This window comes from Nocardia sp. NPDC023733, assembly GCF_040639775.1.
Classification (GTDB): domain Bacteria; phylum Actinomycetota; class Actinomycetes; order Mycobacteriales; family Mycobacteriaceae; genus Nocardia; species Nocardia rosealba.
Genome location: NZ_JBFAAN010000003.1, coordinates 473,101 through 487,242, shown reverse-complemented (window position 1 = coordinate 487,242; position 14,142 = coordinate 473,101). Strand labels below are relative to the sequence as shown.

Annotated in this window: 13 protein-coding genes; 6 read left to right on the top strand and 7 right to left on the bottom strand. The window is 68.1% G+C overall.

Annotated features, from left to right (window positions below):
* Positions 1-74: 74 nt before the first annotated feature.
* Together AB0F86_RS17685 and AB0F86_RS17680 are read right to left on the bottom strand one after the other, a co-directional pair.
* Positions 75-875, bottom strand: a complete 801-nt coding sequence (locus tag AB0F86_RS17685; protein ID WP_067643457.1) for a hypothetical protein — start codon at positions 873-875, stop codon at positions 75-77.
* Between the two features lie 47 nt (positions 876-922).
* On the bottom strand, positions 923-1,435 hold the full coding sequence (locus AB0F86_RS17680; RefSeq protein WP_181699795.1) for a lipoprotein LpqH: 513 nt from the start codon (positions 1,433-1,435) through the stop codon (positions 923-925).
* Between the two features lie 147 nt (positions 1,436-1,582).
* Between AB0F86_RS17680 and AB0F86_RS17675 the strand changes: the two genes are divergently transcribed.
* The 4 genes from AB0F86_RS17675 to AB0F86_RS17660 all read left to right on the top strand — a co-directional run bounded on the left by AB0F86_RS17675 (position 1,583) and on the right by AB0F86_RS17660 (position 6,960).
* Entirely contained in the window at positions 1,583-2,917 is a 1,335-nt protein-coding gene (locus AB0F86_RS17675; RefSeq protein WP_356985559.1) for a hypothetical protein, read from the top strand.
* Positions 2,917-4,011 (top strand): hypothetical protein, encoded by a 1,095-nt coding sequence (locus AB0F86_RS17670; RefSeq protein WP_356985459.1) that lies wholly within the window; start codon positions 2,917-2,919, stop codon positions 4,009-4,011. The genes AB0F86_RS17675 and AB0F86_RS17670 overlap by 1 nt, the downstream gene beginning before the upstream one ends.
* 39 nt (positions 4,012-4,050) lie before the next feature.
* Positions 4,051-5,562 carry a tetratricopeptide repeat protein gene (locus AB0F86_RS17665; protein ID WP_356985458.1) on the top strand — a complete coding sequence of 504 codons (1,512 nt, stop codon included), beginning with the start codon at positions 4,051-4,053 and terminating at the stop codon, positions 5,560-5,562.
* Positions 5,563-5,742: 180 nt separating this feature from the next.
* A complete protein-coding gene (locus AB0F86_RS17660) occupies positions 5,743-6,960 on the top strand; it encodes a CHAT domain-containing protein (protein WP_356985557.1) in 1,218 nt (405 codons plus the stop codon).
* A gap of 174 nt (positions 6,961-7,134) precedes the next feature.
* On the opposite strand, the gene AB0F86_RS17655 is transcribed toward AB0F86_RS17660, so the two are convergent.
* From AB0F86_RS17655 to AB0F86_RS17640, 4 genes are all read right to left on the bottom strand, one after another.
* Positions 7,135-7,431 (bottom strand): hypothetical protein, encoded by a 297-nt coding sequence (locus AB0F86_RS17655; protein ID WP_067497651.1) that lies wholly within the window; start codon positions 7,429-7,431, stop codon positions 7,135-7,137.
* Between the two features lie 84 nt (positions 7,432-7,515).
* Entirely contained in the window at positions 7,516-8,241 is a 726-nt protein-coding gene (locus AB0F86_RS17650) for an amino acid ABC transporter ATP-binding protein (RefSeq protein WP_181699789.1), read from the bottom strand.
* Positions 8,242-8,281: 40 nt separating this feature from the next.
* On the bottom strand, positions 8,282-10,078 hold the full coding sequence (locus tag AB0F86_RS17645; RefSeq protein ID WP_356985457.1) for an ABC transporter substrate-binding protein/permease: 1,797 nt from the start codon (positions 10,076-10,078) through the stop codon (positions 8,282-8,284).
* A 79-nt stretch (positions 10,079-10,157) separates the two neighbouring features.
* The gene (locus AB0F86_RS17640; protein WP_067497643.1) at positions 10,158-10,952 is read right to left on the bottom strand and encodes an LLM class F420-dependent oxidoreductase; all 795 of its coding nucleotides are present in this window, start codon (positions 10,950-10,952) and stop codon (positions 10,158-10,160) included.
* 141 nt (positions 10,953-11,093) lie between these two features.
* Between AB0F86_RS17640 and ugpC the strand changes: the two genes are divergently transcribed.
* Positions 11,094-12,176: a sn-glycerol-3-phosphate ABC transporter ATP-binding protein UgpC gene (gene ugpC / locus AB0F86_RS17635; RefSeq protein ID WP_356985456.1), complete on the top strand. Its 1,083-nt coding sequence runs from the start codon at positions 11,094-11,096 to the stop codon at positions 12,174-12,176.
* Positions 12,177-12,232: 56 nt separating this feature from the next.
* Here ugpC and AB0F86_RS17630 read toward each other — a convergent pair whose 3' ends face one another.
* Complete coding sequence (locus AB0F86_RS17630; protein ID WP_356985455.1) at positions 12,233-12,769, bottom strand: helix-turn-helix domain-containing protein; 537 nt, start codon at positions 12,767-12,769, stop codon at positions 12,233-12,235.
* An 80-nt stretch (positions 12,770-12,849) separates the two neighbouring features.
* Here AB0F86_RS17630 and AB0F86_RS17625 point away from each other — a divergent pair, with 80 nt between their 5' ends.
* A complete protein-coding gene (locus AB0F86_RS17625) occupies positions 12,850-14,019 on the top strand; it encodes a thiolase family protein (protein WP_356985454.1) in 1,170 nt (389 codons plus the stop codon).
* Positions 14,020-14,142 lie beyond the last annotated feature (123 nt).

Below are 14,142 nucleotides of genomic sequence, written 5' to 3'. Positions count from 1 at the left end.
GCCGTCGGGAACGTGAAGGTGAACGCACGACCAAAACTCGGCGCGTGGGCAGCACGCGCCGAGTGGAGGGTTGGTCAGGCATTGATGGGCAGTGAGATCACCACCTCCTGTTCGTCACCGGGCAGGTAGTGGACGCCGATGATGCGTCCCACCTGCACCGATCCGATCGCGGTCGGCGGCAGGTACTTCTCGGCACCGGTCTGGAAGGTGCTGCCGTCGGGCCGGGTGACGACCAGTCCGAGCACCACCTCGGTGTACCCGCCCCGGATCCGGCCGGGCACATCCAGGCTGCGGACCACCGCCTGGGCGGCGATGCCGCGTTCGGCGATGTCGAGCTTGTCCCGGGTGGTGATGCCCTTGCGGATGAGCGATTCGTTCATGGCGCGCTGGGCGGCGCCTGCATCGCCGGAGCGGTCGACCTCCACCTTGTCGGTGCGGCCGGGCAGGTATCGCACCGGCAGGACCACACCGGGTCGCAGCAGTGCCAGTTCGGTGAGCGGCACGATCATCTTCGCGTGGGAGTCGAAGGTCTTGCCGTCGGCGCCTTCGACCCGGAATTCGATCCGCACCTGCGGCTGGTCGTTGACCGACACCCCGGTCTGGCGGAACGAGGTGATGGTGCCGATACCGATCTCACCGCTGCGGAACTCCGAGCTGTTGTGACCGGTGAAGGCCTCGAAGATGCCGTCGCCGGTGAAGGCGAAGACCATCGGCACGATCGTCAGCGCGATGATGGGCAACGCCATCTGCGGGCCGACCCAGCCGAGCATGGTGCCGGTGAATTCGTCGGGGGTGTAGGTGAGGCCGTAGTAGAGGTAGTAGCCGATGGCCAGGATTCCGAAGGCGACCGCGGCCGCACGCAGCTTGGATTTCATGATTCTCCTAGGGATGGATGCGACCGGATCGCGATCAGGGGGTCAGGTCAGCCGACGATGGTGGAGCAGGCGAAGGTGATGTCGAACTTCACCGTCGACGGGCCCGCCAGGGGGTTGGTCATGTCGGGGGCGCCGACGCCCTCACCGGTGACGCGGAAGGTGTTGCCGTCCTTGGCGAGGGTGGCCGAGCCGCCGGGCTGGCCGTTGCCGTAGCCCACGGCGTACGGCATGCCGCTGGACCCGCCCTGGCTGCCCGCGATGGCGACGGCCTGCACCGTTTCACCCTCCAGCGTCGCGCTCACCGACAGGCTGCCGTAGGTGGCGTTGGCCGTGTCGGTGAGGGCGAGTGCCAGTGTTCCGGCCTGCTTGGCGCAGGTGGTGTCGAACTTCGCGGTCAGTTCCTTGCCGTCGACGCTGGCGGTGGACTTGCCCGCGGCGGGCGCGGGGGCGGCGGTGCTGGACGGGGTACTGGTGGAGCTGCCGGTGTCGCTGCAGCCGGTGACGAACAGGGCGGTCGCGGCGGAGGCGGCGGCAAGGGTGGCGATCAGCTTGGTGTTCATGGTGTTTCCGTTCTCTCTCGGTGTGAGCGGGTCGGTGAACCCGTTGCGAGAAAGGTAGAAATCGCGCGCCGCCTACCGATCCCAAGTTTTCCCTCGGACAGTCGGCTGACCTGCGGTTACCCTGGTCGAATGCGAAGACCCCGCGCCATGGTGCTCGACGAGGTGTGGCGCGGGCTCGACGGTGTCGACGCCTTGAGCGGACCACAGGGTGCGCCGTTGCGGCGCACCGTGAAACTGATCCTCGACCCGCTGGTGATCCGGCCGGTGCAGCATCCGCTGTGCGCGGGCAGCGTCCTCGACGCCGACGGCGTCACCTTGCTGACCTCCCTGGTACTCGCGCGTTCCGATGCGCTGCGGGCGTGCGCGAGCTGGTTCACCGTGCTCAAGCAGGCGCGGCGCGCCTTACGGATCACCGAGGGCAACGCGCAGGATCTGTACTTCCAGCGGTGCTTCGAACTGGCGACTCTGCACGGTGAACCGGGAGCGGATGCCCGCGAGCGTGCCGTCGCGGTGCTACGCGAGGTGCACGAGGGAACGGGCGGCCGCACGACGACGGCGCTGAAAAACCTGGTGACCGAACCGAACCGGCTCGCCGAACTGACATCGCTCATCGAGTCTGCTTGGCGTGCACGCCCATTGGCGAACTCCGGTTCGCGCGACCTCGCCTCCGCGCTGATCGAACTACTCGACGCGAGCACTCTGGCCCGCGAGGGTGACCCCGCCGACGCCGGTCCGCTGCTCGACGAGCTGATCGAGGACAAGGTCGGCACCCACCGAGGAATCGCCCTGTGGCGCCCGCATCCCAGGCACGGTGCCGACGACCTGGGACTGACCCTGCACGAATGCCCACCACGCCCCGTTGTCGGCGCCACCGCATCGACCGCCACCCTCGCGCTCCCGTTCGACCGGAGCATCTACGAACGTGTCTTCACCGTCCTGCAGGGCAGCATCGACCGGACCGACCTGCCCGACCTGCCGACTTTGGTGAGCACCGAGGTGACCCGGAGCTGTTCGCCGTGGGGGTTGCTCGACGAATCTCTTCGGGTGACGGCGTCAGCGGGTTGTGAACTGGCGCTCGGACTTTCACCGTTGGGTGCGATGTCGGTAGCACCGAACCCGGTCGTGATGTCCGACGCTCGCGGTGAACGCGGGTCGCGGGCGCACGCGGTGGTGAACGCGCGATGGCGTCGGGAAGCATATGTCCTGCAAGCGCGGCGCTACTCGGTGCACCTCGGTGAGATAGCGAGCGGGCCGCTGGACGTGGTCGCCGCTGAGCTGCGGATACCGTGGCGCCCGTATCTGCGCAGGTTGTGGGTGCGGTTGCACGGCCGGGACGTACGCGAGCTCGCGGTGTTCGATCCGGCCGAGCTGTGGGATCTGCTCGATGGGGTGGCGCGGTCGGTGATGCTCGATCATCGGACGCGGGTGAAGCAGGCGCTCACCGTCGCGACTGTCGATATCGAAGAGGCGAGGGCCAGTTGATGATTCGGCTCAGCCGCTCCGAGGGGTTGGTGACCGTCGGTCCCGGCCCCTTGATCACCGATATCTCGGCACCGTTGGACGCGATGGTTCTCGAAGTTGTTGGTGGACATCTCAGTTGGAGCGTTCTCGACGATCGGCAGATGCCTGCCGCTGTGCTCGACGATGCGGATGCCGCGCAGGACTGGCTGTGGGCGATCTATGGGGAGAGCGTCGCGCTGGCGGTGGCTGACGGTGTCGACGGCGAGCTCGCCACCGAACCAGCGCGCGCGGATCTGGTGGTGGCTTTGTGGCGGCTGGCCTACGCGCACTGGGCCTCTCGATGGTGGCCCGCATCGACTGTCGACGGGATACCGGCCCTCGACCCAAACCTTCTGGACGAGGAAATTCGAGAGCTTTCCGAGAGGTGCGAGATGGTGCTCGCGGACTCGGAGCTCATAGGGATCGGCACGGGCGAGGACCTTGCCGACCTCACCTACCGGCGAGACGCGCCCGCCCAACAGTCCGCTCCACCCGCCCGGTCGACGCAGTCGGGTGACGACGCGACCGGCCCGATGGCCGAAGCGGGGCATGAATCAACCTCTCGCGCTGATGATTACGCGCTTGCCGCAGGCGGGACGCGGGCCGGCGACGGCCTTGTCATGGCACGTGGAAGTGGTGATTGGGATTGGCGGCGATGCCCGCCGGGGCTGTTCGACGCAGGCGGGAATACGTTGTCCTGGAACGTTGTACGCAGTTCCGGTGGGTCCAAGGTGCGCGTCACGGTTGTTGCAGCACCGGACTGCCCACCGAATGTTCCCGAGCACCTGCGCCCTCGCGTCGGGCTCGGCTTCGACATCGGAGCCGAGCTCTTCGTCACCATCGGGCTGAAGCTGCGGACAGACAGCTGGTCGGCCGAGATCCAACTACCGGAGGGCGTCGAAACCTTCACCACTCTCTCGGTTTTCGTCCCCGGCGTCGGACCGGAGAGCACCCACGACGAATCCGCTGAGCGTGCGCGCATCCGCGACTTCGTCCGCAGACGGCTAACCGGCCGGACCACCGACCCGCTGCTCACCGCCGAATCCGCAGCGGCCGAGTCCGACGAGGACTTCTGATGCGCGCAGGCACCGCCCGAACGACAAGGAGCCGATGCGATGGCAGCGACCGGTAGAACATCGGACAACGACGACGACCGGCTCGCCGCGGGCTACACGGCCTACCAGCGCGGTGACGTGCTCGGGGCGCTAGAGATCTTCGAGCGCGCCGCGCAGGACGCACCGCCCCGATTGCGCAGCGCCGCGCTGATCAATGCGGCGAGCATGGCCGACGAGCTGGGCGAGCATCGACGGTCGGTGAGTCTGATGCGGACAGCGCTTGCCGTGATGCCGGCCGACGCGGCGCATCAACGACCGGCCGCACTGGTCAATCTGTCGCAGGCATACCAGCATCTGGGTGAACTCGATTCCGCCCAGGAGACGCTGGAAGAGGCCCGGCTGCTGCTCGCCGACGGCACCGACCAGGGCTTGTTGCCGGTGGCGTGCCTGCTCTCGCTGACGGCTGTCGCGCTGCACCGTCAGCAGTGGGCGCGGGCCAATGAGCTCGCCGCCGAGTCGCTCGAGGTGACGCGCCGGCTGGCGCCCGAGCTGATCGGTCATCCGCTGATGAATCTGGCGGCCGCGTCGTTCGAGATCGGTCGCCGCGAACTGGCCGTCGACTTCGCGCAGCAGGCGCTGGCCGCGTTCGAGGCGGCGGGCGATGCCGCGGCCGTGGCCGAAACCCAGCAGAACCTGGCCATCATGTTCGTGCGGTCGGGCCGCTTCGGCGATGCCGAGGAGCCGTTGGCGGCCAGCCAGGGATTCTTCGCGGGAGCCGAGCTGGAGCATCGCGCGGGTATCGGCGCGAAAACCTACGGCTACCTGGCCGAAGGCAGGGGTGACTTCGACACCGCGCGCGCCCGATATCGGCATGCGCTCGATTGTTTCGACAAGGCCGGTGCAGTGCTCGACGCGGCCGATGTGCGGTTGCGGCTGGCCACCGTCGCCGCCGCCGAGGACGACCTCGCCCTCGCGGAGGAACTGCTCGCGATGTCGTTCGAGGTCTACGCCGAACACGGTCTCGGAATGCACTGCGCGCAGCTCGATTACTGGCACGCCGAATTGTTGCACCGGAGGATCGAGTCCGACGCTCAGCCCGATCCGGCCACACTGTCGCGCGCGCTCACCCTCGCGGTCCCTGCCGCGCTGGCCATCGATGCGGTCCGCCACACCCTGCCCAACGGGAACCAGCGCGAACACTGGCACCGCACGGTCGCCGAACCCGCCATGCGCCTGGCCTTTCAGTGCGCGGCCCGTACCGGGGACGGGCAATTGGTTGCAGACCTGGTCGACAGCCGTTGCGCGGGAACAGCTCTCGATGTCGGGCTCCTGGCCGAACCGCCCTCGGCCACTCTCGAATTCGAGCTGATCGACCCGCCCCCACCCGACGACGCGACCCCAGCCCTTCACCTCGGCACCGCCCTCGCCGACGTAGCCGCAGCAGCAGGAATTCCCGTCGCCCCACCGCCCCGCCTTTCCGATAACGGTCGACTCCTCCTGTCCGACTACATTTCCCACGCCGAGCAGCGGTACGGCCGGCTGATCCGCGACGAACGGGTGATCGCCCTGTGACCGCCGCACTCCCGAGCGCAACGAGTCGGCGCCCGCTCCCCCGCAAGCAACCAGCCGGCGCCCGGCAATCGGCAAGCCGGCGAGTGCGTGCGCGCCACGAGTCCGTGTCTGCGGCTGTCGACCCCCGAGAGCAATGAGTGAGTGACCGTGAGCATTGAACAGCCGACCACGCTGATCCGGATGGCCGATGCCGGCGACGTCTACGTTTCCTGGAGGTGGGTCGGCGACACTTCGGCGCGCGGGGTGGCGATGCTGCCGCGTGATGATGTGCGTGCGGTGTTGCGACAGCTGGCCGCAGCTGTGCCTGATCCCAGCCGCCCGGACGAGTTGAGCCGGGTGATGACCGAGGGCGCACTGGTCGATCCCGAGGCGGAAAACGCACTGGCGCAGGCATTGTCGCGGGCACTGCTCCCATACGGGCTGGCGGTGCAACTGTACGAACTGTCGCAGCGGGGCACTCGACCGCATCTGCGGATTCAGCCGTCGCCTCGGCTCGCCCAGGTTCCGTGGGAGATCATCGCGCCCGATCCGGCGATCCGGCTCCTCGATATCGCCGATGTGAGCCTGCTGGCGCCGGTGTCGGTGGTTCGGGCACCGGATCGAATGGTGCGGCGCTGGAGTGAGACCCGGGACCTGCCGGTGGTGGCGGTGCTGGATCCGCGAGTTCCCGGTTTCCGCGCGGACTCCGAGCTCGGGTCGGTGCTCGGCCGCCCGAGTGCGGATTCCGTTGTGGCGCAACATTTCAGTACCTACGGTGACCGCGTCGTGCCGACGGTCGCCGATACGGTGGAACTGTTCCGTCGCACCGATCTGGACCGCGACTGGCTGTCCGACACACTCCGCGCGGGCGCGAGCCGCCTGATCTACGTCGGCCATGTCACCGCACCCGCACCGGAGTCCGGGGAAAGCGAGCACGCGCAACTGCACCTGGCGTGCACCACGGACACTCGTGGCTTCGCGGCGCCGAACCGCTCTCACCGCCCGCTGTCGGCCAAGGACCTGCTTCTCGGCACCTACACCCTCGACCCAGCCCCGGTCCCCGGCCGCGACCTGTGGCCGATGCCGAGCCGGGTAGCGCTCATCGCCTGCGAAAGCGGTGGCGACCAGCGCTTCACCGAAGCCCTCGGCCTGACAACCGCAGCGCTGTCGGCAGGCGCCGAACTAGTCACCGCAACCCGCTGGCCGCTGCCCACCGATCACGCCTTCCACACCCTCACCGCGACGACCGGCTACCCGCTGCAAGCCGCCATCCGCGCCGTCGACACCGCCCACGACTCCCCCACCCCGGTATCGACCCTCCTGAACTGGCAACGAACCCAGCTCGCGGCGTGGCAAACCACCCCGACCCCCGAGAACTCCCCGCTCCTCTGGTCGGCCTTCGCCACTGTCACCGATTGACCAGCTTGCCTGGTCGGCGGCACAACCACCGCGATCGCTCAACCGGCGATCCCGACCGCAACCCCGGTCTCGGCCGCGACGGCAGCCTCGACGGCGATGTCTCGGTTCAGCCGCCCTCGCTTTCAGCGACATCCTCGAAGACCCGCAGTGGCTGCGGCCGGCGTGCCGGGGCGGTCAGTGGTCGTCGTAGTGCCCGTCGTGGGGTGCGTGGCGGTGCCCGTCGTGGATGTAGTCGACGTGGTCGTTGTGCGGGACGGCGACGTGCCCGCAGCCGGGGCCGTGGACGTGGTCGTGGTTGGAGCAGGCGACGTGTGACGAGGGTTCGCACTCGTCGAAGTGGCCCTCGTGTTCGCGGTGCAAGTGCCCGTCGTGGACGTAGTCGACGTGGTCCTGGTGGGGGACGGCGACGTGCCCACAGGTGGGGCCGTGGACGTGGGTGTGCTGCGGATGTTCGGCGTGCGCGGTGGTCATCTGCTCTCCTCCGGGTCGAATCGAGCTTGCAACTCTCCCGACATTAGCAGTTGCGCATACGTTGCTGCGAGCCCTTCGTGCTGGTCAGAGGACCTGATCGAGGAAGCGGCGCAGACGCGGGGTCTTGGCATCGTCGAACAGTTCGCCGGGCGCGCCGGTCTCCACGACCTGGCCCTGATCCATGAACACCACGCTGTCGGAGACGCTGCGCGCGAACCCCATCTCGTGGGTCACCACGATCATCGACATGCCGCCGGCGGCGAGGTCGGCCATGAGCGCGAGCACGCCCTTCACCAGCTCGGGGTCGAGCGCGGAGGTGGCCTCGTCGAAGAACATCAGTTCCGGTTTCATGGCTAGGGCGCGGGCGATGGCGACGCGCTGCTGCTGCCCACCCGACAGCGAACCTGGTCGCGCGTCGGCCTTGTCGGCAAGGCCGACGATCTCGAGCTGCTCCACCGCGAGCGCCCGTGCCTGCTCGGTCGAGAGCCCGCGCAGTTTGCGCGGTCCGAGGGCGATATTGTCGGCGACCGTTTTGTGCGGGAACAGGTTGAACTGCTGGAACACCATGCCGATGCGCTGACGCAACCGGTCGGGGTTCTCGCGCAGCACCGATTCGCCGTCGAGCAGGATGTCGCCGGAATCGGGTTCGTGCAGGCGGTTGAGCACCCGCAGCAGGGTCGACTTGCCGGAACCGGACGGCCCGATGACGGTGGTGGTCCGGCCCGCGTCGACGTGGATATCGACGCCGCGCAGGATGTGATTGTTGCCCAGCGTCAGATGCAGGCCGGTACCGGTCAGGGATGCACTCATCGAGCTGTAACTCCTTCGCAAGCGCGGGCGGGCGTGGCGGTCATGCGCCCCGGCCTTCCGTGATGACGGCCTGTTCGAGCGGATCGACCGGGGGAACCGGTTTTCCGGTGCGCATCCGGCGGTCGATGTAGTTCACCAGGTGGGTGAGCGGGATGGTCAGCACCAGATACATCAGACCCGCCGCGACCAGCGGGGACAGGTTGCCGGTCTGGGCGTTGAGGTCGCGGCCGACCGCGAACAGCTCGCGCTGGGAAGCGAGCAACCCGAGGAAGTAGATGAGTGAGGAGTCCTTGATGAGGGCGATGAACTGGTTCATCAGCGCGGGCAGCACCCGGCGCACACCCTGCGGGATCACCACGAGAGTCATCGCCTGGCGGTACCCGAACCCGATCGCGCGGGCCGCTTCGAGCTGACCCGGCTCCACCGACTGGATACCGGACCGGAAGATCTCCCCGATGTAAGCCGCCGCCAGCAAGGCCAACGCCACCGCGCCGAGCCAGTACGGGTTGCCGCCGGTGACATTACGAACCACCGGGCCGATACCGAGCCCGATCAGCAGGATGATGACCACGGCGGGCAGGCCGCGGAAAATATCGGTGTACACGCGGGCGGGCCAGCGCAACCAGCGGGTGCGCGAGATTCCCATCACCGCGAGCAGCATGCCGAGCACCGTGCCGAGGACACCCGAAACCACGGCCAGGATCAGCGTATTCGGCAGACCGGTTTTGATGAGGTCGGGGAAGGCCTTGGTGTACAGCGACCAGTCGAAGAAGGTGTCCTTCAACTGCTGGAGGGTCGATTTCTGTTGCGCCACTTCGGCTTCGCCGGGGTCTTTGCTCGCGGCGATGGCGGCGAAGTCCGGAAGCTGCGGCGCCGGTGCGGCTTTGGAGCCCGGCTTCCAGCCCGGTGGCAGCTCGCGCGGCACCCAGTCGGCGTAGAGGCGCGCGTAGGTGCCGTCGGCGATCACCGCGTCCAAGCCCGCGTTGAGGGCGTCGATGAGCGGCTGGTTGTTCTTGGCCACCGCGTAGCCGACGAAGTTGTCGAGGCTGAAGGTGTTCTCCGACACCACGATTCCGTCGCCGGGTTTGATCGCGCCCTCGGCCTGCGCCGACGGGGCGACCCAGGCGTCGACCTGGCCGGACTTCAGATTCGCGTACGCGGTGTTGTAGTCGGGGAACTTCACCGGGTCCAGGCGCAGCTGGTTCACCACGAACTCGTCCTGCACGGTGCCCTGCACCACGGCGATCCGCGAACCCGAGTTCAGATCACCGAAGCCCTTGACCGCCGAACCCTGCGGAACCACCAGCGAGAAATAGCCGAAGTCGTAGCCGTTGGTGAAGCCGACGAGTTCGCGCCTGGCATCGGTGGTGGTGATGTTGGACGAACCGACATCGAAGCGCTTGCCCGCCACCTGGGCGAGCAGCCCGGCGAACTCGGTGCCCGAGAACTCCACCTGCAGGCCGAGTTTCGCGCCGATCTCACGCAGCAGTTCGTTGTCGAAACCGGTGAAGGTGCCCTGGCCGTTCACACAGATGCTCGGCGGCGCGTCCGAGAGGGTGCCGACGCTGAGCTTGCCCGGGCTGAGCAGGCCGAGCTTGCTGGTGTCGATCGACTCGAGCGGCACCGTGGTCGGGGTCGTGTAGCGGTCGGTGCCCGCAGTCTCGGAGGAGGCGAGATTGGTCGGCGCCGCGGCCGCCGCGCTCTGGCCCGGAGGCGAGCACAGGTCACCCGTCGACGTCTCGCCACCGGAGCCACCGCATCCGGTCGCGGCCACGCCGACGAGGAGCAACAGCGCGGCAATCCGCGCCCGGGTTCGCACAGCACGCACACCTGCCATGCCGATAGACCCTAATGCCCGCCCGTGTCCCCACTCGCCACCCGCGCCTGGTGTGGTGCATCCGGGCAGGTCAAAGATTTTATGCGAGGCCTTCCAGTAATTCCGGGTTCACTTCGTCGCGCCACTCGATCGCGCGGCGCACCTCGGCGAGGTCGTAGTCGGGACCGGAGACGCCGATGGTGAACAGGCTCACACCCGCCGCGCGCAACTGTTCGGCCTGCGCCCGGCCCTGCCACTGCACCGACCGTTCGATCCGGCTCTCGTCGGTGCCGACGGCGGCGGCGTGCTCGGCCAGGATCTTGTTCTTGTGCGCCAGCGTCTCCACGTCGACGAAGGAATGCCAGATGTCGGCGTACTCGGCGACCAGGCGCAGCGTTTTGCGCTCGCCGCCGCCACCGATGAGGATCGGGATGTCACGCACCGGCGGCGGGCTGAGCACGCGCAGGCGGGCGGTGAGCCGGGACATGTTGTCCTTCAACAGGTTCAGCCTGCTACCGGCCGTACCGAATTCGTACCCGTACTCGGTGTAGTCGCGCTGGAACCAGCCCGCACCGATGCCGAGAATCAACCGGCCGCCGCTGATCCGGTCGACCGTGCGCGCCATATCGGCGAGCAGATCGGGATTGCGATAGCCGCCGCCGGTGACCAGCGCACCGAACTCGACCCGCTCGGTCTGCTCGGCCCACGCGCCGAGCATGGTCCAGCATTCGAAATGCGCGCCCGCCGGATCACCGGTGAGCGGATAGAAATGGTCCCAGTTGAAGACGATGTCCACCCCGGCGTCCTCGGCCCGCAACACCGCATCACGAATCAGCCCGTAATCCGGTGCGTGCTGGGGCTGAAGCTGGACTCCGATACGAACTGGACGACTCATACCGCGCTCCTCGGTACTCGGTGGGCTCCGGGACCGAGGCTACCGCAGCACGTCCGGAGCGCCGGGCCGCTACGATCCGAGCCGACCCTGTTCTCGGATCGTCCGGCACGTTCCTGCCGGGATGGGAAGAATGATCTACGCATGGCTACCGTGACCTTCGAAGGCGCCACCCGGCTCTACCCCGGTGCGGGCAAACCCGCCGTCGACGCCCTCGACCTCGAAATCGCCGACGGCGAATTCCTCGTCCTCGTCGGCCCCTCCGGCTGTGGCAAGTCGACCTCGCTGCGCATGCTCGCCGGCCTCGAGGAGGTCAACGGCGGGCGCATCCTCATCGGCGACAACGATGTGACCCACGCCGAACCCAAGGATCGCGACATCGCGATGGTGTTCCAGAACTACGCGCTCTACCCGCACATGTCGGTCGCGGAGAACATGGGTTTCGCGCTGAAGCTGGCCAAGGTGTCCAAGACCGAGCGCGACGAAAGGGTGCGCGCGGCAGCCGAATTGCTCGACCTCACCGAATACCTGGACCGCAAGCCCAAGGCACTCTCGGGTGGTCAGCGCCAGCGCGTGGCGATGGGGCGCGCGATCGTGCGGCAGCCGCAGGTGTTCCTGATGGACGAGCCGCTGTCGAACCTCGATGCCAAGCTGCGCGTGCAGACCCGCACCCAGATCGCCCAGCTGCAGCGGCGGCTCGGGACGACGACGGTGTACGTCACCCACGACCAGGTCGAGGCCATGACCATGGGCGACCGCGTCGCCGTGCTCAAGGACGGCCTGCTGCAGCAGTGCGCGTCGCCGCGTGACCTGTACCGGGACCCTGCGAATGTTTTCGTGGCCGGGTTCATGGGCTCGCCCGCGATGAATCTGTTCACCCTGCCAGTCACCGACGGCACCGTCACCATCGGTGGCTACCCCGTGCCGGTGCCGCGCGCGGTGGCCGACGCGGGTGAGGGTTCGGTCGTGCTCGGCATCCGCCCCGAGCATCTCGAGGTCGACGGTCAGGGGATGCAGATGGAGGTGGACGTGGTGGAGGAACTGGGTTCCGACGCCTACGTCTACGGCCGAGCACTCTCCACCGGTGCGAGCGGCACGTCCGGGGAAACCCTTGTGGCGCGGGTGGATTGGCGCAACCCACCGGCCAAGGGCGAGCGCCTGTCGCTGTCCACCGATCCGGCGAACCTCTACTTCTTCAGCACGGAGAACGGTCAGCGGCTGCGCTGATCGGCCTGACATGCCGACCGCATCATCGGTGCGGTCGGCTTCCGTCGTCGTACCGATCAGGCACCGGTGCCCTCCGGTCGGCGGCCCGCCTTCTTGCGGGCACGCAGGTAGTCCGGGTTGACGCGAACGGTGAGCTGTTCGAGTTCGACCGGTGCGCCGGTGGGTGTGGTGAGCCGCGCCCGGACCGGTTCGCCGGTTTCGGTATCGACGCGCAGTAGCGGCGCCGGGCCCGGCTGGAGATAGGTGTCGCCCCACTGCCACAGCGCCACGACCGCCGGGAGTAGGTCCCTGCCCATCTGGGTGAGGACGTACTCGTGCCGGGTGCGCTTGCCTTCTTCCTGGTAGGGGCGCTTTTCCAGGATGCCCGCCGCGGTGAGTTTGCGGAGCTGGCTCGCCGCCGCCGCGTCGGTGATGCCGACGCGGCGGGCGAAGCCGTCGAAGCGGGTGGTGCCGTAGTAGGCCTCACGCAGGATGAGAACGGCCGAGCGGGTGCCGATGAGCTCCATGGCTCTGGCGATCGAACAGCCTTCGGTCTCCCACCTGCTCAGATCGGCCAAGGGTCCTTCCATCACCGCTGCCATAGCCGACATCATACGCCTCCCTGACTTGAGCAAATGATAGTTAGCGTCTAATCTGGCTATTGTCTGATATAGCCAGAGGGAAGAGGGCTCCCATGCGAGACGCGGTCATCGTCGAAGCGGTACGCACCCCCATCGGCCGGGGCAAACCCGACGGCGCACTCCACGACGTCCATCCCGTCGACCTGCTCGCGCACAGCCTGCGCGCGGTGATCGAGCGCAGCGGCATCGACCCGGCGCTGGTCGACGACGTGATCGGCGGCATCGTCACCCAGGTCGGCGAGCAGGGCGTGAATATGACCCGGCGGGCCGCACTGGCCGCGGGGTACCCCGAGTCGGTGCCGGCGACCACCGTCGACCGGCAGTGCGGAAGCAGCCAGCAGGCCATCCACTTCGCCGCCCAAGGCGTCATCGCGGGCGCGTACGACATCGTCGTCGCGGCAGGCGTCGAGTCCATGGGGCGAGTCCCGATGGGCGCCAGTGCGGTCGGGGCCGCCGATCTGTCCGGGGTCGCCTTCGCGGAACGGTATCCGGAGGACCTGGTCCCGCAGGGCATCAGCGCCGAGCTCATCGCCGCCAAGTGGGGGCTGAGCCGCACCCAGCTCGACGAGTTCGCGCTGAACAGCCACGAAAAGGCCGCCCGCGCAACGAAAGATGGACTCTTCGCCGACGAACTCGCCCCGCTGAACGGGTTGACCGCCGACGAGGGCATTCGCATCGGCTCCACACTGGAGACGCTGGCGAAGCTGAAGCCCGCCTACTACGACCCGGCCATGGCGGCGCGCTTCCCGCAGATCGGCTGGGAGATCACCGCCGCCTCCGCCAGCCAGGTCAGCGACGGCAGCTCGGCCGTGCTCATCATGTCGGGCGAGCGGGCCGAGCAGCTCGGCCTGCGCCCACTGGCCCGGCTGCACAGCTTCGCCGTCGCGGGTGACGACCCGTTGCTCATGCTCACCGCGGTGATCCCCGCGACCGAGAAGGTGCTGCGCCGGGCGGGCCTCGACCTGTCCGACATCGACCTGATCGAGATCAACGAGGCGTTCTCGCCCGTCGTCCTGGCCTGGGCGCAGGAAACCGGCGCCGACCTCAGCAAGGTGAACGTCAACGGCGGTGCCATCGCCCTCGGTCACCCGCTCGGTGCCTCCGGGGCACGTCTGATGACCACCCTGGTACACGCCCTGCACCAGCGTGGCGCGCGTTATGGCTTGCAGACCATGTGCGAAGCGGGCGGGCTCGCCAACGCGACCATCATCGAAAGGTTGTGAATGCGGTCGCCGGCGGCGTCCACTCGGATGCCGCCGCCGACGGTCGTCCTCGGCTACGGCCGAGACCCGTCACCGGTGCGCCGTACCCGACCGCGCCCGTTTCCGCGGTCTGGTCTGCGACCT

Coding starts and splice junctions, on each gene's coding strand:
- AB0F86_RS17645 (WP_356985457.1), bottom strand. CDS start 10,078: ATGGCAGGTGTGCGTGCTGTGCGAACCCGGGCGCGGATTGCCGCGCTG.
- AB0F86_RS17640 (WP_067497643.1), bottom strand. CDS start 10,952: ATGAGTCGTCCAGTTCGTATCGGAGTCCAGCTTCAGCCCCAGCACGCA.
- AB0F86_RS17665 (WP_356985458.1), top strand. CDS start 4,051: ATGGCAGCGACCGGTAGAACATCGGACAACGACGACGACCGGCTCGCC.
- AB0F86_RS17625 (WP_356985454.1), top strand. CDS start 12,850: ATGCGAGACGCGGTCATCGTCGAAGCGGTACGCACCCCCATCGGCCGG.
- AB0F86_RS17660 (WP_356985557.1), top strand. CDS start 5,743: ATGGCCGATGCCGGCGACGTCTACGTTTCCTGGAGGTGGGTCGGCGAC.
- AB0F86_RS17670 (WP_356985459.1), top strand. CDS start 2,917: ATGATTCGGCTCAGCCGCTCCGAGGGGTTGGTGACCGTCGGTCCCGGC.
- AB0F86_RS17630 (WP_356985455.1), bottom strand. CDS start 12,769: ATGATGTCGGCTATGGCAGCGGTGATGGAAGGACCCTTGGCCGATCTG.
- AB0F86_RS17650 (WP_181699789.1), bottom strand. CDS start 8,241: ATGAGTGCATCCCTGACCGGTACCGGCCTGCATCTGACGCTGGGCAAC.
- AB0F86_RS17685 (WP_067643457.1), bottom strand. CDS start 875: ATGAAATCCAAGCTGCGTGCGGCCGCGGTCGCCTTCGGAATCCTGGCC.
- AB0F86_RS17675 (WP_356985559.1), top strand. CDS start 1,583: ATGGTGCTCGACGAGGTGTGGCGCGGGCTCGACGGTGTCGACGCCTTG.
- AB0F86_RS17680 (WP_181699795.1), bottom strand. CDS start 1,435: ATGAACACCAAGCTGATCGCCACCCTTGCCGCCGCCTCCGCCGCGACC.
- ugpC (WP_356985456.1), top strand. CDS start 11,094: ATGGCTACCGTGACCTTCGAAGGCGCCACCCGGCTCTACCCCGGTGCG.
- AB0F86_RS17655 (WP_067497651.1), bottom strand. CDS start 7,431: ATGACCACCGCGCACGCCGAACATCCGCAGCACACCCACGTCCACGGC.